The sequence below is a fragment of the Streptomyces sp. NPDC033174 genome (assembly GCF_055577795.1).
On sequence record NZ_JBVIPQ010000003.1, the window covers coordinates 483,561 to 504,889 of the forward strand.

Sequence of the window (21,329 nt, forward strand, 5' to 3'; positions counted from 1 at the left end):
GCGCGCCATGCCCAGCTACCCCCAGGAACCCGGCCGTTCCGCGTCGGATCCGGTGCAACCGCTCCCGGAAGGCGCCCTACGCCCTCCTCGCGGCGATTTGCCGCAACCGGGCCCGCCGCCCCAGCCGGAAGCGGCGAACGACGAACCGGGACCCGACGCCGCCGGCCCCGCATCTGGCGAGGACGAGTACACGACCGCGATCCAGGAACTGGAGGACCGCTGGCGGCGCGCCCTCGCCGACCTCGACAACCTCCGCAAGCGCCACGCCAGGGAACTGGAGCGGGAGCGTACGGCCGAGCGTTCCCGTACGGCCGCCGCCTTCCTGCCCGTCCTGGACAACCTCGAACTCGCCCTGACCCATGCCGGGGCCGACCCCGGCGCGATCGTGGAGGGCGTCCGGGCGGTCCGCGACCAGGCGGTGAACGTCCTCGAACTGCTCGGCTATCCGCGGCACGCGGAGACCGGCGCCGCCTTCGACCCGGCCCGGCACGAGGTGGTCGGCGTCGTCGAGGACCCGGATGCCCCACCGGGCACCGTCGTCGACGTGCTGCGCCCGGGCTACGGGGACGGCGAACGGCAGCTCAGACCCGCCGCCGTGACTGTCGCGAAGCGGGAGTGACCGGCGATGGCACAGGACTTCTACGAGGTGCTGGGCGTGTCGCGAACCGCGAGCCAGGACGAGATCCAGCAGGCATATCGCAAGCTCGCCCGGAAGTACCACCCCGACGTCAACAAGGACCCGGGGGCGGAGGAACGCTTCAAGGACCTCAACGAGGCGTACAGCGTCCTGTCGGACCCGAAGACACGGGCCCGTTACGACCGCTTCGGCGAGGACTTCCGCAAGATCCCCGAGGACTTCGACGAACGGGTCGCGGCCGGAGCGGGCGGCGGCTTCCGCGCTCGGAGGACCGCGGGCGCGGGCGGCCCCCGTGTCCGGTACGCCACCGGCTTCGGCGACGACTTCGCAGCGGACGGTGTCGACATCGAGGACCTGCTCGGCTCGCTCTTCGGAGCAGGCGCCGCCCGCGGCGGTGTACCGGGAGCCGACCAGGAGGCCGAACTGCCGCTCACCGTCGAGGAGGCGTACAGGGGCGGCGGTCGCACCGTCACGCTCGCCGGTCCCACCGGGCAGCCGCGGCGGTACGAGGTCGACGTGCCGCCGGGCGTCACCGACGGGCAGCGCATCCGGCTGGCGGGCGAGGGCGGCCGGGGAAGTGGTGACGCCCCCGGAGGCGACCTCTACCTGCGGGTGCGTATCCAGCCCCACCCCCGGTTCCGGCTGGACGGCCGCGACGTGCACGTCCAGCTTCCGGTCGCCCCCTGGGAGGCGGCCCTGGGTGCGACCGTGCCGGTGCCCACCCCTGGCGGTGGCACGGCCAAGGTCACGGTGCCCGCCGGCTCGTCCAGCGGCCGGCGGCTGCGGCTGCGCGGCGAGGGCATGCCGAACCCGCGCGGCGCGAACGGCGACCTGTACGCCGAACTCCGCGTCATGGTGCCGCCTACCTTCGGCAACCGGGAGCGCGAACTGTTCGAGGAGCTCGCCGCCACCTCCTCGTTCGACCCCAGGAGGACGCGATGAACGACCGACCCACGGGCGCGGCAGGCATCGGCCGGGCCGGCATGGGCGACCGTCCGGTACGAACGGGCCCCGACGCCACCGCCTCGACGACTGTCCGGTACACGCTCGTGCCCGCCCCCAGGCTCACCCTGGACGCCGTGGCACGTCGCTCGGGTCTCCACCCCGATCTGGTCCGCCGGTTCGTCGCCCTCGGCCTGGTCGACGCCGAACGCGACGCCGCCGGGCACCTGGTGTTCGACCCCACGGCCCCGGCGGTCCTCGCCCGCATCCAGCGACTGCGCTCCGGACTCTGCCTCAACTACGCATCCATCGGCCTGGTACTCGACCTGCTCGACCGCATCAGCCTGCTCGAAGCCGCCCTGCGCGGCCGCGGCACGAGGAGTGAAACACCCCCATGGACATGAACCGTCTCACCCAGAAGTCCCAGGAAGCCCTCCAGGAGGCCCAGACCGCGGCCGTCCGCATGGGCCAGACCGAGGTCGACGGGGAACACCTGCTGCTCGCACTTCTCGATCAGGAGGACGGTCTGATCCCGCGGTTGCTGCAACAGGCCGGCACCGAGCCGAAGGAACTGCGTGCGGCCGTGCGCGAGGAACTCTCCCGCCGCCCGAAGGTCACCGGCCCCGGCGCGCCACCCGGCCAGGTCTTCGTCACTCAGCGCCTCGCCCGCCTGCTCGATGTCGCCGAACGGGAGGCAAAACGCCTCAAGGACGAGTACGTGTCCGTGGAGCACCTCCTGCTCGCCCTGGCTGAAGAGGGCTCTTCCACCGCCGCCGGGCGCCTGCTCAACCAGGCCGGCGTCACCAGGGACTCGTTCCTGAGCGCGCTCACCCGGATCCGCGGCAACCAGCGCGTCACCTCGGCCAACCCCGAAGTGGCCTACGAGGCTCTGGAGAAATACGGCCGCGATCTCGTCACCGAGGCCAGGGACGGCAGGCTCGACCCGGTCATCGGCCGGGACGCCGAAATCCGCCGCGTCACCCAGATCCTCAGCCGCAAGACCAAGAACAACCCCGTCCTCATCGGCGACCCCGGCGTCGGCAAGACCGCCATCGTCGAGGGCCTCGCCCAGCGCATCGTCCGCGGCGACGTGCCCGAAGGACTCCGCGACAAGATCGTGTTCGCCCTCGACATGGGCTCCCTGGTCGCCGGCGCCAAGTACCGCGGTGAGTTCGAGGAACGCCTCAAGGCCGTGCTGTCCGAGGTGACGGCCGCCCAGGGGCGCATCCTGCTCTTCGTCGACGAACTGCACACCGTCGTCGGCGCGGGCGCCGCCGAAGGGGCCATGGACGCGGGCAACATGCTCAAGCCCATGCTCGCCCGCGGCGAACTCCACATGATCGGCGCCACCACCCTCGACGAGTACCGCAAGCACATCGAGAAGGACGCCGCCCTCGAACGCCGCTTCCAGCAGGTCCTGGTCGACGAGCCGAGCGTGGAGGACACCATCTCCATCCTGCGCGGCCTGCGCGAACGCCTGGAGGTCTTCCACGGCGTCAAGATCCAGGACACGGCGCTGGTCTCCGCGGCCACCCTCAGCCACCGCTACATCACCGACCGGTTCCTGCCCGACAAGGCCATCGACCTCGTCGACGAGGCGTGCGCCCGGCTGCGTACCGAGATCGACTCGATGCCCGCCGAACTCGACGAGATCACCCGCCGCGTCACCCGCCTGGAGATCGAGGACGCGGCCCTCTCCAAGGAGACCGACCCCGCCAGCAAAGCCCGCCTGGAGGAGCTGCGCAGGGAACTGGCCGACCTGCGCGGCGAAGCCGACGCCAAACACGCCCAGTGGGAGGCCGAACGGCAGGCGATCCGCCGCGTGCAGGAACTGCGCCAAGAACTGGAGCAGGTCCGCCACGAAGCGGAGGAGGCCGAACGCGCCTACGACCTCAACCGCGCCGCCGAACTCCGCTACGGCCGCCTCCAGGACCTGGAGCGCCGACTCGCCGCAGAGGAGGACCAACTGGCCGCCAAACAAGGACAGAACCGGCTGCTGCGCGAGGTCGTCACCGAGGAGGAGATCTCCGAGATCGTCGCCGCCTGGACCGGCATCCCCGTCGCCCGCCTCCAGGAGGGCGAACGCGAGAAACTGCTGCGCCTCGACGAGATCCTGCGCGAGCGCGTCATCGGCCAGGACGAAGCCGTCAAACTCGTCGCCGACGCCATCATCCGCGCCCGCTCCGGCATCCGCGACCCTCGCCGCCCCATCGGCTCGTTCATCTTCCTCGGCCCCACCGGCGTCGGGAAGACCGAGCTGGCCAAGACCCTCGCCCGGAGCCTGTTCGACTCTGAGGAGAACATGGTCCGCCTCGACATGAGCGAGTACCAGGAGCGCCACACCGTCAGCCGGCTCATGGGCGCACCGCCCGGATACGTCGGCTACGAGGAAGGCGGCCAGCTCACCGAGGCCGTACGCCGCAAGCCGTACTCGGTCGTGCTGTTCGACGAGATCGAGAAGGCGCACACCGATGTCTTCAACACCCTGCTGCAGATCCTCGATGACGGTCGCATCACCGATGCTCAGGGCCGCACCGTCGACTTCCGCAACACCGTGATCATCATGACGTCCAACATCGGCTCCGAGCACCTCCTCGACGGCGCCACCGCCGAGGGTGAGATCAAGCCGGACGCCCGCGCCCTGGTGATGGGCGAGCTGCGCGGGCACTTCCGCCCGGAGTTCCTCAACCGCGTCGACGACATCGTGCTGTTCAAGCCGCTCGGTGAGCGGCAGATCGAGCGGATCGTGGAGCTGCAGTTCGACGAGCTGCGGCGGCGGCTCGCCGAACGCCGCATCACCGTCGAACTCACCGAGGCCGCTCGGGAACTGATCGCCCACCAGGGATACGACCCGGTGTACGGGGCGCGGCCGCTGCGGCGTTACATCTCCCACGAGGTCGAGACACTGGTCGGGCGCGCCCTGTTGCGCGGCGACGTCCAGGACGGTGCGAGGGTCCGCGTCGACGCCGAGCACGGGGAACTGGTGGTCGCCTACGACCAGCATGAGGGGGCCCGGGAAGCGAGGGCGGCGTGAACACCACCCGGACGACGACGGTGACCTGCTCGCACTGCGGGCGCACCAACCGGGTAGCCGTGGCCGCCGAGGGCCGCCCCAGGTGCGGCAACTGCAAGCAGCCTCTGTCGTGGACGGCCGACGCGGGCGACGACGACTTCACCGAGGTTGTCGAGCAGGCCACCGTGCCCCTCGTCGTCGACCTGTGGGCCACCTGGTGCGGCCCCTGCCGCATGGTGAGCCCCGCGCTGGAGAAGGTCGCCGCCGATCTCGCGGGAACGATCAAACTGGTCAAGGTCGACATCGACAAGAACCCGCGCCTGGCGCGACGGTTCGAGGTCCAGGCCGTACCGACGCTGCTGGTCCTCGACAAAGGACGGACCATCGCCCGGCAGGCGGGTGCCGCACCGGCCCCTGCCCTGCGGCGGTGGGTGGAGCAGTCGATCGCCGGCCGCGAACCGGCCGGGAAAGGATGATCGGCCATGACCGTACGAACCGACCCCCACCTCGCCCTCGTACGCCCCGTCACCCCGCGCGCTCCAGGATGCGAGGAATGCCTCGCCATGCATTCCCCCTGGGTCCACCTCAGGCTCTGCCTGACTTGCGGCCACGTCGGCTGCTGTGATTCCTCGCCGAACCGACACGCCCGCCGTCACGCCGCCGCCGACGGCCACCCGATCGTGGGGTCAATGGAGCCCGGCGAGGACTGGCGATGGTGCTTCGCCCACGAGGCGCTCGTGTGATGCCCGGCGACGAGACGCGGCCGGGTGCAGCGCCGGTGCCGGACGAGGCGCATGAGAGCGTCCCCTTCGAGACCCCCGACATCTACGGCGCCTATCCCCGCCTGTCGGACGACCAGATGGCCCGCCTGGCGCAGCATGGCCGGCGGCACGTGGTTGACGCCGGTGACGTCCTGATCCGGGAGGGGGAGCGGTGCGAGGCGTTCTACGTCGTCCTCAGCGGTTCGGTCGCCATCGTCGAGGGCTTCGGAACGCCCGGCGAACGCCTGCTGCGTGTGCACGGCCCTGGCCGCTTCATCGGCGAACTCGGCCTCCTGAACGGACAGGTGGCCTTCTACACCGCCGCGGTCAGGGACCCCGGCGAGATCCTCGCCCTGTCTATGGATCAGCTGCGCGACCTGGTGACCCGGGACTCCCTCCTTGGTGATGTGGTGCTGCGCGCCTGCCTGGGCCGCCGTGCCCTGCTCGTCGGGCAGGGCGCCGGTTTCCGCATCATCGGCTCGCGCTATTCGCCCGATACCCGGCGGCTGCGCGAGTTCGCCGCCCGCAACCGGCTGCCGTACCGCTGGATCGATCTGGAGACGGACGAGGAGGCCGAGGCGCTGCTGCGCCGCTTCGCGGTCGGTCCGGAGCAGACGCCGCTGGTGATCTGGCGTGACAGGACCCTGCTGCGCAATCCGAGCAACGCCGAACTGGCCCGGTTGATCGGCTTGCCGCCCCTGCCGTCGGGCAACGGCCGCGGCGATCTCCTGATCGTCGGTTCCGGTCCGGCCGGTCTCGCCGCCGCGGTGAACGCCGCCTCGGAGGGCCTCGGCACGACCGTGGTCGAGGCGATGGCCACCGGCGGCCAGGCCGGGACGTCCTCCCGCATCGACAACTGCTTCGGCTTCCCCTCCGGCATCTCCGGCGCCGAACTCACCGAGCGCGGGGTGCTCCAGGCGGGCAAGTTCGGCGCCCGGATCAGCCTCCCGGCGGAGGCGGCCCGGCTCGAACCGCGGGACGGTCACTACGCCGTCGGGTTCGCCGACGGCAGCGAGATCACCGTCCGTACCGTCGTCCTGGCCACCGGCGCCCGCTACCGCCGCCTCCATGTGCCCGGCATCGAACTGTTGGAGGGCGCGAGCGTCCACTACTCGGCGACCGTCTATGAGGCCCAGCAGTGCCGTACCGACCCGGTGGCGGTGGTCGGCGGCGGCAACTCCGCGGGTCAGGCCGTGCTCTTCCTGGCCGGGTACGCACCACAGGTGTATCTGCTCGTCCGTGGGCCGAGCCTCGAGGCGCACATGTCCCGGTACCTGATCGATCAGGTCGAGCGCCACCCGCGGGTGCGCGTGCTGCTGCACACCGAGATGACCGAGGCACTCGGCGACAAGGTGCTGGAGGCGGTCACCGTGGTCGACCACCGTACGGGCGAGCACCGCCACCTCGCGGTGCGGGCCCTGTTCGTCTTCACCGGCGCAGACCCCCACACCGAGTGGCTGTCCGGCGCGCTCGCCCTCGACGCGCGCGGCTACGTGCTCACCGGCGCGGAGGCGCAGGCGTGCTCCGTTCCCGAGCTGTGGCAGAGCCAGGGCCGCGACTGCCTGACGTTGGAGACCAGCCTGCCTGGCGTCTTCGCCGCCGGCGACATCCGCAGCGGCTCGGTGAAGCGCGTGGCCTCCGCGGTCGGCGAAGGCGCGATGAGCATCCACTTCGTGCACCGCTACCTGGGCCACACGTCCGCGCCCGGCGGCACCGACAGCTCCCCGCACACCCGTCCGAAGGAGTCCGCTTGGCTCGCATGACACCCAGCGGGCGACGAGATCACAAGAAGGAGAAGGAGGCGATGGAATGACCACGCCCGTCCGGCGCCACCGCGGTGGCGCGATGCAGGACAGGCCCCTTGGCTGGGCACGCAATCCGCTGACGGAGTTCGACCAACTGCTCAGCGAGATGAGCGGACTGATCGAATCCACGGTGGGAGGCGCTGCGCCCGCAGTCGCGTGGACACCCCTGGCGGATGTCACGGAGTCCGACGACGCCTTCCACGTCGAGATCGAACTCCCCGGCGTCAAGAGCAAGGACATCAACGTCGAAGCCAATGGCCAGGAGCTGGTGGTCACCGGAGAGATCAAGGAAAAGGAGCGCAAAGGCGTCCTGCGCCGGAGCACCCGCCGCACCGGAGCCTTCGAGTACCGGCTGCGGCTGCCCGGAGAGGTCGACACCGAAAAGATCAATGCTCAGATGTCGGACGGGGTGCTCACCATCACCGTCCCCAAGGCCGAGGTCGCAAAACCCCGGCACATCGAGATCAGTGAAACGAGTGAAGGCGCCGAGAGCAGCGGCTGAGACGCGAACGCCGCGGTCCCGGACACCCATCCGGCACCGCGGCCGGGCCGGCGAGGCTCAACACCCGGGGTGACTCATGAACGACGTCCCGTATCACAACCCCTCACGGCGGCGGCTCGGCACGCGGCTCCCCACCGGCTTCCTTTCGGCGCCGCAGACGCCAGGCGCGCAGCAGCCGAAGGGGGAGCAGACCCAGCGGTGCTCGCCGACCCATGTCCGCCTGGTCCTCGCGGTCGAATGCCCGGGCGTAACGCTCGGCGTCCTGGGCCGTCGGATATCGCTTGATTCCCTCCGCTCCGCACCCACGCGCGCAGTGCCAGAGCATCGTGTCGCCCTCATGGAGAAAGCGAAAACGGTGTCCCAGAAGGTGGCAGCGCAGCACAGAAGACCACCCTAGGCGGACCGGCCCATTCCGGCCTGTTCTGGCCCTCTCCAGGCAACAGCCCATGGCCCTGAACGAGGAGGCATGGCATGACCACCACCGCCGAGATCGGTGTCGTCACGACCAAGGTCCCCGCCCGGCTTGACCGGCTGCCGTGGTCCCGATTCCATTGGCGGATCGTCATCGGTCTGGGAACCGTCTGGATTCTGGACGGACTCGAAGTGACGATCGTCGGGGCGGTTGCCGCCCGTATGACCGAGCCGGGCAGCGGCATCAACCTGACCAGCGCCGACATAGGCACCGCCGCCGCCATCTACGTGGCAGGCGCATGCGCGGGCGCTCTCCTGTTCGGGAGGCTCACCGACCGCTACGGGCGCAAGAAGCTGTTCATGCTCACGCTCGGCATCTACATCCTCGCCACCGTCGCGACCGCGTTCGCCCACGATGCGTGGTACCTCTACCTCGCCCGCTTCGTCACGGGCATGGGCATAGGCGGAGAGTATGCCGCGATCAACTCGGCCATCGACGAGCTGATTCCTGCCCGCAACCGCGGGCAGGTGGATCTGGCCATCAACGGCAGCTACTGGGTCGGTGCGGCGCTCGGCAGCCTGGTCGCCGTGCTGCTTCTCAACGAGAGTCTGCTGGCAGCCGACCTCGGCTGGCGGCTGGCCTTCGGCCTGGGCGGCATCCTGGGCCTGGGCATCATGCTGGTACGCCGCCATGTGCCGGAGAGTCCGCGCTGGCTGTTCATCCACGGGCATGAAGCCGAGGCTGAACGCATCGTCGACCGGATCGAGGCCGAGGTGCGCCAAGAGACCGGCAGCGAGCTGCCGGAACCGGGCGAGGCGGTCACCGTACGGCAGCGCGACGTCATCCCGTTCACGGAGATCGCCGGCGCGGCTCTGCGGCGGTATCCGCGTCGCGCCGTTCTCGGTCTGGCGCTCTTCGTCGGACAGGCGTTCCTGTACAACGCGATCGTCTTCGACCTGGGCACGATCCTGAACGGCTTCTTCGACATCGGCTCCGGCTCGATCCCCTACTTCCTTGTCCTCTTCGCGATCGCCAACTTCCTCGGACCACTCCTTCTCGGCCGACTGTTCGACACCGTTGGCAGAAAGCCGATGATCGCGGGCACCTACTTCGGCTCGGCGGTCGTGGCCGCCGTCCTCGCCGTCCTGCTGATCAACGGCTCCCTGACGACATGGTGGTTCTTCCTGTTGGTCTCGCTGACCTTCTTCGTGGCGTCCGCGGGAGCGAGCTCGGCCTACCTGACGGTGAGCGAGGTCTTCCCCATGGAGACCCGAGCCCTGTCCATCTCGCTGTTCTTCGCGATCGGCACGGCCGTGGGCGGAATCACCGGCCCGCTGCTGTTCGGCCACTTGATTCACAGTGGCGATGCCGACCTGGTGGCCATCGGCTTCCTCGTCGGAGCGGCAGCCATGGCGCTGGGCGGGCTGGCAGAGGTCTTCTTCGGTGTCCGGGCCGAACAACAGTCCCTGGAGAACATCGCCCGGCCGCTCACCGCCGAGGAAACTGAGGCAGCCCGCCGCAACGAGCCCGCGCCACAGGACGCACGAGACCGCCTCCGCACCTCGCCTGTCCGGCAGGCCGCGCACGAGCGGGAACTGCGGATCGCCGACCGCACCGCCCGCCGCCGGGAGCGGGAGCGCGCCGGAGCCCGCCGCTACCGCCCGGGCACCGGACCGGGCAGCACCCTGTACTCGCCGGGCATGGCCGGCACCGCGGGCACGGCAAGCCGTACGTCCGCCATGGCCGAACAACGCCTCGACGACGAGATCGAACAGATCACCCACGCGCTCCAAGAGGCCGGTCCGACGAGCCGCGACCGACTCGAACAGGCCGTGGGCGGCCGTTCCTGGGGCCCCGGTCGCTTCCGCCGTGCCCTGCGTGAGTCCGAGCGGGAGTCCCGGGCCAAGAGCCTTGCGAACGGCAGCTACGCGCCGGCGGACGGACCCGGCCGGCCCGACAGCGCACCGGGCGACCCCCCATGACCAGCGGTGACCGGGGCAGAAGGAGGCAGCGATGAAGTACGACGGATTCCTCGCCCGTGTACGCGAGCGAGGCGAATACAACGACCAGGACGAAGCCGCGGACGTCACCAACGCCGTGCTGGAAGTGCTGGCCCAACGGATCAGCCCGGGAGAGGTCAAGGACCTCGCATCCCAGCTGCCCGGCCCACTGGGACAAGTTCTGGACCATGCCACGCCGCAGCAGGCGCGGAGCTTCGGGATCGAAGAGTTCTACCGCCGGGTCGCCGAGCGCACCCATGCCCGGCCGCGTACGGCGCAATGGGACGCCAGCGCGGTCCTGACCACCGTTGCCGACGTTGTCACCGGCGGAGAGCTGAATCAGATCATCAGTCAACTCCCCTCCAGTTACGCGGTCCTCTTCGGCAAGGCCGACCTCGCGGACTGAGCCCGTGAGGGCTCAGAACGCAAGGCCCACGAAAAATGGTTGAGACAGGTTCCTCCTCGTTCGACACCATGGTGGACAAGGCCAATCGCCTCCTCAAGGACGTCGAGGAGGCCTTCGAATGGCCCAAAGAACGGCGCAAGCAGTCGTACGCGGCACTTCGGGCCGTGCTGCACCCGCTCGGGGATCGTCTCCCGGTCGAGACGGCCGTACAGTTCGGCGCCCAGCTGCCGACCATCGTCAGGGGCGTCTATTACGACGGCTGGAAACCGGCCGAGACGCCCGGGAAGATGAGCAACGAGGAGTTCTCCGCACGGGTCCGGAGCGAATTCCCGTAGGCGGTCGAGGGCGGCAGCGAGAAGCTGGTGCGCACCGTACTGAAAATCTCTGGAGCGCCATGTGAGCGCCGGCGAACGGCAGCACCTCAAATCCCGGGTGCCGAACTCGTTTGCCGCGCTCCTGCCGTGATTCGGGCGGAGGAGATCACGAGCGCATCCCAGCGCGCCGAGCAGGCCTGCGGGCGTCCCGGCCGTCCCCAACCTCACAGGGCAATACACCTAGGTCGCGGGTGGTTGCCGAACATCCACCGTGGTGGCGAACACGCCAGGGAGCGCTCGGGAGCGGCCGGTGAACAGCAACCAGGGCCGGTTGACGGGACCATCACGCCTAGCAGCCGCAAACCGCTCGCGGCCGCGGGCAGGACGTGGTGCGTGCGGTGCCTCGCAGGCGTTCTGGCTCCTCCCGGGTGGCAGGGCTTTGCCGGACTCCGGGATCAGCGCTCCGATCACGCCTATGGTCGTTGGCGCGGCGTGCGGTGCGGGACAAGGCGGGCCGGAGCGGGTGTTCGCGGTGGCGCACGCGATCGTGGCCTGGTGGTGAGAGCAGGCCACGTGCTGGGAGGACGAGGAGATCTGCCGTACCGCCTGCAGCTGCTGGCGGAGGCCAGCGTGTGAGGTGGCGCCGCCGTCCCTTCGAAGGCATCCTGTGGGCACTTGCGATCGCGGGGGCAGCCGACGAGAAGGGTCCAGCGATGCGGGTGTCGTCTCAGGGAGTGACGGTCGTGGCTCTCCTGGCGGATCCGGATGCGCCGACGGAGATCGCGCAGCGCATGGCCCGGATACTTCCAACTCGGCTCGCCGACAAGGCAGGCTCGGGGCGACGGTTCGACGTGAAGGTGGTCAGTGAGCCCTTCACCGCGGGAACGGAGGACCCGCCCACCTTGATGCGCCGGATCGTGGACCGTGGAAGTGCGGAGAATTGGGACATCGTGGTGGCCCTCACCGACCTTCCGTTGCACTTACACGGGCGCAAGCTCGTTGTGGATCTGAGTCACGAACACGGCTTGGCGCTGCTGTCTCTTCCTTCGCTGGGGGGCTTGCGGCTGCAGACGAGGGCCCGGCGGGCCGTGGAAGAAGCTGTGCTCGGCTTGATGGGTCCGCAGGCCACTGGTGCTGAGGGATCTCCGGGAAGTCAGCCGCTGCGGGGGCCCTTCATCGGTCGTCTCGCGCCTGTCCATCCGGGCCACGTAGGTGAGGAGGAGATCGCCGATCTTCGGTACGTCGTCAGCGGGCCGCGCGGTTACCTGAGGGTGCTCGTCGGTATGGTCCGCGCCAACCGGCCGTGGCGGTTGGTGCCGGGCTTGTCGAAAGCCCTGGCGGCCGCACTCGCCACGGGAGCGGTCGCCACTGTGAACTCCACCGTCTGGAGCCTGGCTGAGGCCCTGGGCGTGCCTCGCCTCGGGATCGCCATGGTCGGATCTGTCGCGATCATGATCGGCTGGCTGATCGTAGACGCGCAGCTATGGCATCGATCAGCAGAGGGCTCGCCGGAGGCGAGGCAGAGGGCGCGGCTCTACAACGCCTCGACGGTCGTGACCGTAGGTATCGGGGTGCTCGTCTGCTACGTGGGTTTGATGGTCATCAACTTGGTGTGGGCTCTGTTCATCCTCAACGACCGAGTGTTCGCTTCCATGACACGAACCCCGCTGCATGCCACGGAGTACTGGACGTTGTCCTGGTTCGTCGCTTCGGTCGCCACCGTGGGCGGCGCGCTGGGATCAGGCTTGGAGAGCGATGAGGCGATCCGGGCAGCCGCCTACTCCAAGCGCGAACAGGAACGTCGCAGCGTGCTGCAGGACGACCACGGTGACCAGCCCTCGAAGTGAACCGATACCGGCGCAAACGGCTCCCGGGCGCGCGTGTGGCATCGCCGCTCACCGACTAGCAGGCCTACCGGGAGTTTCGGCTACACGCGGCGGTCCTTCGGGCCAGCCCACGCCCGCTGAACCAGGGCCGTCCCTCAGTCGGCGGGCGACGCGCACCAGGCCAAGCATGGCAGCGGCAGCAGCGCGATGTGCTACGGCGAATTGATGATGGCGATGACGGGGCGGGTGTTGTCCCGGTCGGACAGGTCTGTCACCCTTCTGCAACCGGCTTGGTGACCTCCGTCGGCCATCCCGGATCACGAGGACGACGCCGAGCCGTGGCCGCTGGGCTGGCCAGGCGGCGCTGGGGTGTGGTCATCGATTGGCCTGTACGCGAGGGTGCCGGTTTGTGAGTGTAGGTCGCGGCCCGGGCGCGCCCGCCGAGCGCGGTGCCGTCAGGAGGCGACGGCGCGGCCGAGGCGACCCGGCAGGCGTTCCGGCTAGGCTCACACGCGTGACGTGGCTGCGGTCCTTCGGGGAGGTCGTGCGATCCGGGCTCACGATCGAGGAGACGCGGCTGGAGCCCCTGCTCGCGCTGCGCACGGCCGCTGGGGTGGCGATCGTCATCGGGCCGGCGCTGTGGCTGGCCTCGCCCGAGTACGCCGCGTCCGCCGCCCTCGGTGCCTATTCCGCGGGTGGGGCCACCTTCCAGCGCACCTGGCGTCCGCGCAAGGTGATCGCGCTCGGCGCGGGCGCGGGTCTGGCGCTCAGCACCTTTGTGGGCTACCTGGCGGCGGGGCGACTCGTGACGTTCCTCCCCCTGCTGGCCGTATGGGCCTTTGTCGCGGGGATGGCGTGGGCCGTCGGATCGACCGCTGGGATCGTCGCGGCGACGACCGTCGGCAGCATGCTCGTGACCATCACCCTGCCCACGAGCGTCGGGCGAGCCCTGGAGCACGCCGGGGTCATCGCACTCGGGGGCGTGGCGCAGGCCGTGCTGATCTTCCTGTTCCCGATCCGCCGTTGGGGGGCGCATCGTGAAGCGCTCGCCGACGCCCTGGCCGCCCTGGCGGACTACGCCCGCCGGCTGCGGCACGACCCGACCGCCCCGTTCGACCCGGAGCCGTTGATGACGGCCCGGGACGCGGCCGCCGTGACGCCATCACAGGCGCGCACCCGTCCTCCCGTCCTCCACGGCCCCCGGGGACTCGCCGAGCGCATTCTGCCGGTCGTCGCCGCGCTCTCCGACCCGGACGTCGGCGCCCCGGCGGAGGGACCCGGGCGGGACCGCGCGCGGGAGTTGCTCGACGTGGCCGCCGACGTCCTGGATGCGGCCGCCCGCTCGATCCGCCGCGGCACTCCCGCCGAGGTGCCGCCCGGCAGCGCGAGCGTTCTGCGCGTCGACGAGGAGCACGAGGTGCTGGAGGGGCCAGCGCGGCAGGCCGCCGAGCGGCTCGTCGAACTGCTCGGCGAGGCTTTGGAGATCGCCGGGAGCGGCGACGCGGGCGGGAAGACGCCCCCGCCGCTCGACCCCGTGAGCGCCCAGTTCCGGGTGCGCCCGACAATGCTCCGACTGGTCCCGGGGGTCGTCCGGGCGGTCCGCCGTGAGCTCCGCCGTGACTCTCCCGTGTTCCGGCACGCCGTCCGCCTGGCGGCGGTGGCCACGCTCGGCTATCTGATTGCTGCCCGGCTTCCCCTGGATCACGGCTACTGGGCGCCCATCGCCTCGGTGATGGTGATGCGGCCGGACTTCCACCGGACGTACGCGCGTGCGGTTGCCCGTCTCACCGGGACCCTGGCGGGGGTCGCGCTCGCCACCGGGATGGTGCAGGCCCTGGGCCCGGACATCCATGTGTTCGGCGCGCTGGCGGCGGTCTCGGCGGGCCTTTCGTACACGCTGATCCGCACCGGCTACGCCTACTCCCAGTGCTTCACTGCCGCGTACGTCGTGTTCCTACTCGGCATGGGCGGCCAGGCATGGGAGCAGACGGTCCCGGAGCGGGTGGTGCTCACCCTGCTCGGCGGGGCCCTGGCAATGCTGGCCTATGCGGTGTTCCCCGCGTGGGAGACGCCCCGACTGCCGGGCCGGCTTGCGGACTGGCTCGCCGCCGACGGCCGCTACGCGGCCGCGGTGCTCCGCAACTACGCCGAACCGACCCGGGAGCATCACGTCGACATGCGCAGGGCCCTGCTGGCGAGCAGGGAGGCACGTGCCGCGTGGCAGGAGGCATACGACCGGGCAAGGCAGGAACCGGTCCGCCCCAGGGGTTTGACGTCGCGCGAGGCGGAGGAGGCGCAGGAGGCTCTCAAGGGGTTCGGCCGGGCGGCGATGCTCATGGAGAGCCACGTCCCGCGGGCCGACAGCAGTTTCGTCCCCGAGGCGGAGCGGTTCGCCGAGGCCCTGGAGGCGGACACCGCGCAGGCGGCAGTCGACGTGCGCGAGCACAGGAATCCGGACTGGGGACGCGTGGAGGAGGCGCTCCACGCGTGGGAGGGCGCCGCCGCCGGGGACCGGAGCCCGGTGGCGCGGCGCGGGGCGGAACTGCAGAAGCAGGCCTTGGAGGACCTGACGACGGCCGTGAGCCGCACCCCCCTGGAAAGGGACGTCGGCTCTGCTCGCGAGGAGCAGCGGGTGCGGGCGGCGGAAGGTGATGGATCAGGACCCGCGCACCGGGGTGGGTGACGAAGTCGGCGAGGGGGAGCGGCGCGCCTCCTGGAGCGGGAAGTAGTCTCCCGGCCGCGTCGAGCGCCGCCACACGTACGCAGCTGTCGCCATCACGAGGATCAGCCCCGCCAGGATGAGCAGTTCGATCCCCTCGACGTTCCACCGGAAGGACTTCTCCGCCTCGGCCGTCACGATGAGCACCTTGCGGATGCCGGCAATCACGCCGACGACGAGGAACGGCTCCGCGTCGAGGGTCTGGTTCCTGATGGTGAGGCGGACGGTGTGGAGCAGCTCGGCCACGATGAACAGCACAAGGCTGTTGTCCAGGGCGGAGAGAACGACCGTCTCCTCGCGGTACGGGCCCTGAATCGACGTGATGACGTCGTGGGCGACCCCGACGGTCAGGAGCCCCGCGAGCAGTACAAGGAGTGCCGCGACGACGAGGTGGATGCCGTCCTCGATGAGCTGCAGGAGGCCCTGTACCCGGCCGCCCTCGATCTTCGGGAGAATAGGTCGCACAGTCCGCATGCTAGGCGTGCCGCGCCCCGCAGGCGCGGCGTGCTGCCGAACGGGTGGACGCGCGGATGCCTCCCTGTTCGACGGCGCCCCTGGCGGCGCACCAACTGCTGGGCGAAGGTCGAGCGCGGGCGCGGGAGGGCGGGAAGGGACCAGGCCGCCGCTCGACGATCCGGACCCGTGCCCCGTTGTCTTGGGCCTCCAGTACCAGGGCGAGGCCGAGACGTACCCCACCGCCGTCGTGAAGGAAGAGTTCTACGAGGGATGGCAGGCGCACGTCCTCGTCCGGGCCGCCGCCGGTGCGGGGCTGCGCGTCGTCGGCAGCCGCAGGCGCCGTGCCGTGTCCGGCCCGCACACCGGGCCGGTCGGACACGCGTACGAGTCTCACATCGCCCCGATCATCCCTGACCTTCCGCCCCTGGGGCGGAGGGCCGCCCGACTACTGAGTCGGGCCGTGTCGATCCGGCTGGCGCAACTCGCCACCGGCGGCACCTGGCATGCCAGCGCCGAGTTCCTGAGATGGCGATGATCCCGACGAGCCGTACCTGCCCGAGGCTTTCGTGCGCGGAGCTACGGCGCCTGTCGGCATCGACCTGGGCATCGGGACCTGACCGCCGTCGGACGCACACGGGATCTCCGCCCGCAGGCAGGTGACGAACGTTCCCTGGTGCCAACTAGCGATCCTGGTCACAGTCGGGCGACGAGGGGCGAGGGTTGGCACGCACAGGGGACAGTCGTCACCGGATGCGCTGATCAGGACTCCTTCCGTCCCGTCCTGGTCGTCCTCGGTGGAAGTGCCGTCCGCGCCTTCACGGGGCATGTCACCGCAAGAATCGTCGCGACGAGTGAAAGGGCGGCAAGGGCGGCGAAGAGATGCGCGTAGCCGCCGAGGGGACCAGCGAGGGCAGCTCCGGCCCAGGGAGCGAGCGCTGCGGCGCTGCGACCGGGGGAGCCGAGGAGCCCGGAGAGGCGGCCGTAGTGCGTGGTACCCCAACGATCGGTGACCGCGGTGGCCTGGAGGAGTGTGAGGTTTCCCCGGACGACCCCTGCCGCGACCGCGACGATGACCAGCAGCGGAATGGGGCCCGGGATGAGACCGAGGGCTCCTGTCGTGGCGCAGCCGAGGGCGATGAGCGTGGTCGTACGGGTCGTGACGGACGTGCGGGCGGACAGGCTCGCGTACAAGGTGCGCCCAAGGGTCTGGCCCGCACCGCCGAGTCCCAGGGCCCAGGCGGCCGTTGACGGACTGGCCCCGCGTTCGGCGAGGAGGGGGATCAGGCCCATGACGACGGCGTACATGGCGAAGTTGGAGAGGGTGAAGGACGCGGCCAGCAGGATGAAGGACCTGCTGCGGGGGATCGGGGTGCGGTCCGTGCTGGGTGGTGATGGCGGGGCGGCAGGCCAGGGTGCCCGCAGGGCAAGCCCGTGTGCCGGGATGGTGATGGCAGCCAGGATCACGGCCAGTACGGCGTACGTCTGCCGCCAGCTGAGGTGTTCGGCGAGAGTGGCGGTCAGCGGGGCGAAGACGGTGGACGCGAGTCCGCCGGCGAGGGTGACGATCGTCAGGGCGCGGACGCGGTCCGGCCCCCACCAGCGGGTGACGGCGGCGAACGCGGGCGGGTAGAAGGTGGCTGCCATCGAGACTCCGGCAAGCAGCCAACCGAGAACGAACACACCCAGGTTGGGGGCGGCGGCGATGAGCAGGATCGCGAGTACCCCGAGAGCGGAGCCCGCGGTCATCACAGTCCTGGGGCCTCGGCGGTCGAGGGTGCGGCCGACCGGGATGCCGACGACGGCCGAGACGAGCAGGGCAAGGGAGAAGGCGGCGGTCGCGGCGTTGACGGACCAGCCGGTGTCCGCCGTCACGCGGGGGAGGAGCACCGGGAAGGCGTAGTAGACGACGCCCCAGCTCGTGATCTGCGTGGCGCAGAGGGCGGGCAGTACGGCGCGTGGCCGCGACCGGGTCCCTGTTCCGGTCGCGGACGCGCCGGCCCGGGTGTTGATCACGCCGCTCAGCAGCCGCCGGAGGCGGTGGCGGAGGCGCCGATGGTGAGGGCGGCCGGGGCGGCGCAGCAGCCGCCGTCGTTCTGCTCGGCCGCGTCGGGCTCGTCGAAGAGGCCCGCGCCGCCGCAGACTCCGGTTTCGGGAAGGGTGAGTTCGACGCGCTCGGCTGCCTCGCGGTCGCCGGCGAGGTGGGCTGCGATGGAGCGGACCTGCTCGTAGCCGGTCATGGCGAGGAAGGTGGGGGCGCGGCCGTAGGACTTCATGCCGACGATGTAGACGTCCTTCTCCGGGTGGGTGAGCTCGTTCACGCCGTGCGGGTAGACGGTGCCGCAGGAGTGCTGGTTGGGGTCGATCAGCGGGGCCAGCACGGTAGGCGCCTGGAGGCGCTCGTCCAGGCCGAGGCGGAGCTCGTCGAGGAAGGTGAGGTCGGGGCGGAAACCGGTCAGGACGACGACCTCGTCGACGGGATCGAGACGGCGGCCGTCCTCTCCGACGAGGACGAGGCGGCCGTCGGTGTCGCGGTCGACGGCCTCCGTGCGGAAGCCGGTGACCGCGTCGGCGTACCCGTCGTCGACGGCTGCCTTCGCGGCCAGGCCGAGGGCGCCCCGGGCGGGAAGCTGGTCGGCCTCGCCTCCGCCGAAGGTGGAGCCGGAGATGCCACGCCGCAGGATCCACAGTGCGTGGGTGCCCTGTTCGTCCTTCGCGAGGCCGGCGAGGTGGGCGAGGGCGGTGAAGGCCGAGGCTCCGGAGCCGATGACGGCGGTGCGCTTGCCGGCGTAGCGGGCGCGGACGGCGGAGTCCTTGAGGTCCGGGACGCGGTAGGCGACGTGGTCGGCTGCGCTCTTCTCACCCAGGGCGGGGAGTCCGCTGCCGCCGGCCGGGCCGGGGGAGGACCAGGTGCCGGAGGCGTCGATCACGGCGCGGGCGAAGACGCGCGCCTCGCCGCCGTCGCCACCGGTGTAGTGGATGACGAAGGGCTGGGCGTCGCGGTCGGCGTCGACGACGCGGTCGCGGCCGGTGCGCGAGACGCCCGTGACGGTCGCGTCGTAACGGACCGTGTCGCCGAGCGCGTCGGCCAGGGGCTGGAGGTAGCGCTCGGCCCAGTCGCCGCCGGAGGGGTACGTGGTGGCATCGGGCTTGACCCAGCCTGTGGGCGCGAGGAGTTTCTCTGCGGCCGGGTCGACGACCTCGCCCCAGGTGGAGAACAGACGCACGTGAGACCACTCGCGTACGGCAGCGCCGGCTGCCGGACCGGCCTCCAGGACCAGCGGTTCGATGCCGCGGTCGAGCAGATGGGCGGCGGCCGCGAGGCCGGCGGGGCCGGCCCCGATGACGACGACGGGCAGGTCGGTGGTGGCGGGCGCGTCCACGGCAGGCTCCTCGTTGTTTCGACATCTGTCGATGGCTTGCCCGATCAGCATGGCACTTGCTTCGATGAGCGTCAACATAGACATCCATCGAATTCAAGGTCTCGCGGGGTCGGCCAAGAAGTCGAACGCATCGCACGCCACCTGGCGGTCCGTCTCATCCGCTCCTGGGCCCCTGCCCTCCTGCTTCGACGTGTGTCAACATAGACACATGTCGAATGTGAAGGCTCTGTCGCTCCTGGAAGCCGATCAGGCCGTCGCACCGTGCTGCCCGCCGCTGACCGAGCGCCCCATCTCCGCGAGCGAGGCGGAGGTGGCGGCGAGGATGTTCAAGGCCCTGGGAGACCCTGTCCGCCTGCGCCTGTTCTCCTCCGTCGCCTCCCACGAGGGCGGCGAGGCGTGCGTGTGCGACATCTCCGACGTCGGCGTTTCCCAGCCGACCGTCTCCCACCACCTGAAGAAGCTGAAGGAAGCCGGGCTGCTGACCTCCGAACGACGCGGGACCTGGGTGTACTACCGCGTCGATCCCTCGGTACTCGCCGCCATGAGCGCACTCCTGGCCGGCGCGGTGAAGGCGGCATGACCGGGATGTGCGCCACCGCATCGCTGCCCGGGCGCGCCGGCAGGGCGCCGGCGATCTGTCAGGCCGGCATCGGCGAGGACAACGCCACCTTCGAGACCACCGCCCGGACGCGGGAGGCGTCCGATGCCGCCGGGCTGCCGGACCACCCCTTTGCCGCGGTGGACGAGGGCGGCCCGGTCCTGGGTCGGGTCGCGGCCACCGCGCGCGCGTACGCCGGCGTGGTCGAGCATTCCGTGGACCGTCGAAAGGCAGGTCCTCCTCTGGCAGGTGAGACGAAGCGCGAAAGGCTATGGGCAGGACCGCTTGAGGTTCGCTTCGGCGGTGGCCCGCGCGGTCCGGGCGAGGTCGGCGAACTGACCGGCGAGGGCTTCGATGACTTCCGGGCGCAGCCGGTAGTAGGTGAACCTTCCGCACGGCTCCGTGTCCACGGGCCCCGCCTCCCGCAACACCTTGAGGTGGTTGGAAAGGTTCGTCTGCTTGGCGCCCGTTTCTTCCACCAGGTGGGTGGTGCAGAGCGTTTCGCGCGCGAGCAGGGTCACGATCCGGAGCCTGAGCGGGTCGGCCAAGACGCGGATCAAGTGTCGACTGACGTCACCATGGGCCGATACTGTCACATCACTTGAGGCTGATATGAGCCCAAGCTGACCTATTGGCTCCTTTGGCCGGGATCGCCGTGCCCGCGCTCTCCTCGCCCCTCCTGCCGGACGACCGCCGGCCGCCGGGGCCGCCGGTCCGGGTGAGCGCGTCGCCGTCCCGTCGGGGGGTACCCACCCGCCGACGAGGTGGAACCTCCATGGATCCCCACCGCAGTCGCCCACTTCAAGGAAGAACCGATGTCCTCCGTTCCTGCCGCCTCCGTCCTGTTCGTCTGCATCCACAACGCGGGCCGCTCCCAGATGGCGGCCGGTTTCCTGCGCCACCTCGCCGGCGACCGCGTCGAGGTCCGCTCCGCCGGTTCCATGCCCGGCGAGCAGATCAACCCCTCGGCCGTCGCCGCCATGGCCGAGCTGGGCATCGACATCTCCGACCAGAAGCCCAAGGTCCTCACCCCCGAGGCCGCTCAGGCGTCCGACTACATCATCACGATGGGCTGCGGCGACGCCTGCCCGTACTTCCCCGGCAAGACGTACCTCGACTGGCAGCTGGAGGACCCGGCCGGCCAGGGCGTCGAGGCCGTCCGCCCCATCCGCGACGAGATCAAGGGCCTCATCGAGGGCCTGATCGCCGAAATCGACGCCACGCACCAGGCGTGACCGACGTGACCGACGTGACCGGCAGGACCGCCACTGACGGCATGTGCGACGTGACCGGCAGGACCGCGACTGACGGCATGTGCGACGTCATCGTCATCGGCTCCGGCCCCGACGGGTACACCGGCGCGCGCACCGCCCCGGCGGCGCGTGGCAGCTCGCGCGTACGTCTCCTCGCCCCCTCACGTCCATGAGCCGTACGACAGCCGGCGCCGCCCCCGGCGGCCCTCCCACCCCCGCCCACCGCTGCCGGCACGGCACCGCGCCGCGATCCCAGGAGCCCCGCAGGTCCACCAGCGCCCCTTCCGGCCCACCCGCCCAGGTCA

At 70.6% G+C, this 21,329-nt stretch carries 21 protein-coding genes; 17 read left to right on the plus strand and 4 right to left on the minus strand.

Annotated features, from left to right (window positions below; genetic code table 11):
* Nucleotides 1-7: 7 nt before the first annotated feature.
* The 13 genes from ACZ5VC_RS12340 (at nt 8) to ACZ5VC_RS12400 (ending at nt 15,301) form a co-directional block, all read left to right on the plus strand.
* The gene (locus tag ACZ5VC_RS12340; protein WP_469119994.1) at nt 8-619 is read left to right on the plus strand and encodes a nucleotide exchange factor GrpE; all 612 of its coding nucleotides are present in this window, start codon (nt 8-10) and stop codon (nt 617-619) included.
* A gap of 6 nt (nt 620-625) precedes the next feature.
* A complete protein-coding gene (locus ACZ5VC_RS12345) occupies nt 626-1,579 on the plus strand; it encodes a DnaJ C-terminal domain-containing protein (RefSeq protein WP_469119995.1) in 954 nt (317 codons plus the stop codon).
* Entirely contained in the window at nt 1,576-1,983 is a 408-nt protein-coding gene (locus ACZ5VC_RS12350; RefSeq protein ID WP_469119996.1) for a chaperone modulator CbpM, read from the plus strand. Before ACZ5VC_RS12345 ends, ACZ5VC_RS12350 begins: the two co-directional genes overlap by 4 nt.
* Nucleotides 1,974-4,613, plus strand: a complete 2,640-nt coding sequence (gene clpB, locus ACZ5VC_RS12355) for an ATP-dependent chaperone ClpB (protein WP_469119997.1) — start codon at nt 1,974-1,976, stop codon at nt 4,611-4,613. The genes ACZ5VC_RS12350 and clpB overlap by 10 nt, the downstream gene beginning before the upstream one ends.
* Nucleotides 4,610-5,068: a thioredoxin gene (gene trxA, locus ACZ5VC_RS12360; protein WP_469119998.1), complete on the plus strand. Its 459-nt coding sequence runs from the start codon at nt 4,610-4,612 to the stop codon at nt 5,066-5,068. Before clpB ends, trxA begins: the two co-directional genes overlap by 4 nt.
* 6 nt (nt 5,069-5,074) lie before the next feature.
* Nucleotides 5,075-5,335 (plus strand): UBP-type zinc finger domain-containing protein, encoded by a 261-nt coding sequence (locus ACZ5VC_RS12365; RefSeq protein WP_469119999.1) that lies wholly within the window; start codon nt 5,075-5,077, stop codon nt 5,333-5,335.
* Complete coding sequence (locus tag ACZ5VC_RS12370) at nt 5,335-7,116, plus strand: FAD-dependent oxidoreductase (RefSeq protein WP_469120000.1); 1,782 nt, start codon at nt 5,335-5,337, stop codon at nt 7,114-7,116. The genes ACZ5VC_RS12365 and ACZ5VC_RS12370 overlap by 1 nt, the downstream gene beginning before the upstream one ends.
* A gap of 46 nt (nt 7,117-7,162) precedes the next feature.
* The gene (locus ACZ5VC_RS12375; protein WP_469120001.1) at nt 7,163-7,660 is read left to right on the plus strand and encodes an Hsp20/alpha crystallin family protein; all 498 of its coding nucleotides are present in this window, start codon (nt 7,163-7,165) and stop codon (nt 7,658-7,660) included.
* A gap of 471 nt (nt 7,661-8,131) precedes the next feature.
* On the plus strand, nt 8,132-10,054 hold the full coding sequence (locus tag ACZ5VC_RS12380) for an MFS transporter (RefSeq protein ID WP_469120002.1): 1,923 nt from the start codon (nt 8,132-8,134) through the stop codon (nt 10,052-10,054).
* Nucleotides 10,055-10,085: 31 nt separating this feature from the next.
* A complete protein-coding gene (locus tag ACZ5VC_RS12385; RefSeq protein WP_469120003.1) occupies nt 10,086-10,478 on the plus strand; it encodes a DUF2267 domain-containing protein in 393 nt (130 codons plus the stop codon).
* 35 nt (nt 10,479-10,513) lie between these two features.
* Complete coding sequence (locus ACZ5VC_RS12390; protein ID WP_469120004.1) at nt 10,514-10,813, plus strand: DUF2267 domain-containing protein; 300 nt, start codon at nt 10,514-10,516, stop codon at nt 10,811-10,813.
* A gap of 692 nt (nt 10,814-11,505) precedes the next feature.
* Complete coding sequence (locus ACZ5VC_RS12395) at nt 11,506-12,639, plus strand: hypothetical protein (protein ID WP_469120005.1); 1,134 nt, start codon at nt 11,506-11,508, stop codon at nt 12,637-12,639.
* A gap of 493 nt (nt 12,640-13,132) precedes the next feature.
* Nucleotides 13,133-15,301, plus strand: a complete 2,169-nt coding sequence (locus ACZ5VC_RS12400) for an FUSC family protein (RefSeq protein WP_469120006.1) — start codon at nt 13,133-13,135, stop codon at nt 15,299-15,301.
* Here the strand turns inward: ACZ5VC_RS12400 and ACZ5VC_RS12405 are convergent.
* Nucleotides 15,275-15,811 carry a phosphate-starvation-inducible PsiE family protein gene (locus ACZ5VC_RS12405; RefSeq protein ID WP_469120007.1) on the minus strand — a complete coding sequence of 179 codons (537 nt, stop codon included), beginning with the start codon at nt 15,809-15,811 and terminating at the stop codon, nt 15,275-15,277. The genes ACZ5VC_RS12400 and ACZ5VC_RS12405 overlap by 27 nt on opposite strands.
* A gap of 181 nt (nt 15,812-15,992) precedes the next feature.
* Between ACZ5VC_RS12405 and ACZ5VC_RS12410 the strand changes: the two genes are divergently transcribed.
* On the plus strand, nt 15,993-16,328 hold the full coding sequence (locus tag ACZ5VC_RS12410) for an adenine nucleotide alpha hydrolase family protein (protein WP_469120008.1): 336 nt from the start codon (nt 15,993-15,995) through the stop codon (nt 16,326-16,328).
* Nucleotides 16,329-16,552: 224 nt separating this feature from the next.
* Here ACZ5VC_RS12410 and ACZ5VC_RS12415 read toward each other — a convergent pair whose 3' ends face one another.
* Both ACZ5VC_RS12415 and ACZ5VC_RS12420 read right to left on the minus strand, forming a co-directional pair.
* Nucleotides 16,553-17,806 (minus strand): MFS transporter, encoded by a 1,254-nt coding sequence (locus ACZ5VC_RS12415; protein WP_469120009.1) that lies wholly within the window; start codon nt 17,804-17,806, stop codon nt 16,553-16,555.
* Between the two features lie 5 nt (nt 17,807-17,811).
* Entirely contained in the window at nt 17,812-19,173 is a 1,362-nt protein-coding gene (locus tag ACZ5VC_RS12420; protein WP_469120010.1) for an NAD(P)-binding domain-containing protein, read from the minus strand.
* A 208-nt stretch (nt 19,174-19,381) separates the two neighbouring features.
* Between ACZ5VC_RS12420 and ACZ5VC_RS12425 the strand changes: the two genes are divergently transcribed.
* On the plus strand, nt 19,382-19,753 hold the full coding sequence (locus ACZ5VC_RS12425; RefSeq protein ID WP_469120011.1) for an ArsR/SmtB family transcription factor: 372 nt from the start codon (nt 19,382-19,384) through the stop codon (nt 19,751-19,753).
* Between the two features lie 287 nt (nt 19,754-20,040).
* Here ACZ5VC_RS12425 and ACZ5VC_RS12430 read toward each other — a convergent pair whose 3' ends face one another.
* Nucleotides 20,041-20,367, minus strand: a complete 327-nt coding sequence (locus ACZ5VC_RS12430) for an ArsR/SmtB family transcription factor (RefSeq protein WP_469120012.1) — start codon at nt 20,365-20,367, stop codon at nt 20,041-20,043.
* 219 nt (nt 20,368-20,586) lie between these two features.
* Between ACZ5VC_RS12430 and ACZ5VC_RS12435 the strand changes: the two genes are divergently transcribed.
* The gene (locus ACZ5VC_RS12435) at nt 20,587-21,006 is read left to right on the plus strand and encodes an arsenate reductase ArsC (protein ID WP_469120013.1); all 420 of its coding nucleotides are present in this window, start codon (nt 20,587-20,589) and stop codon (nt 21,004-21,006) included.
* Nucleotides 21,003-21,197 (plus strand): hypothetical protein, encoded by a 195-nt coding sequence (locus ACZ5VC_RS12440; RefSeq protein ID WP_469120014.1) that lies wholly within the window; start codon nt 21,003-21,005, stop codon nt 21,195-21,197. The genes ACZ5VC_RS12435 and ACZ5VC_RS12440 overlap by 4 nt, the downstream gene beginning before the upstream one ends.
* Nucleotides 21,198-21,329: the final 132 nt, after the last annotated feature.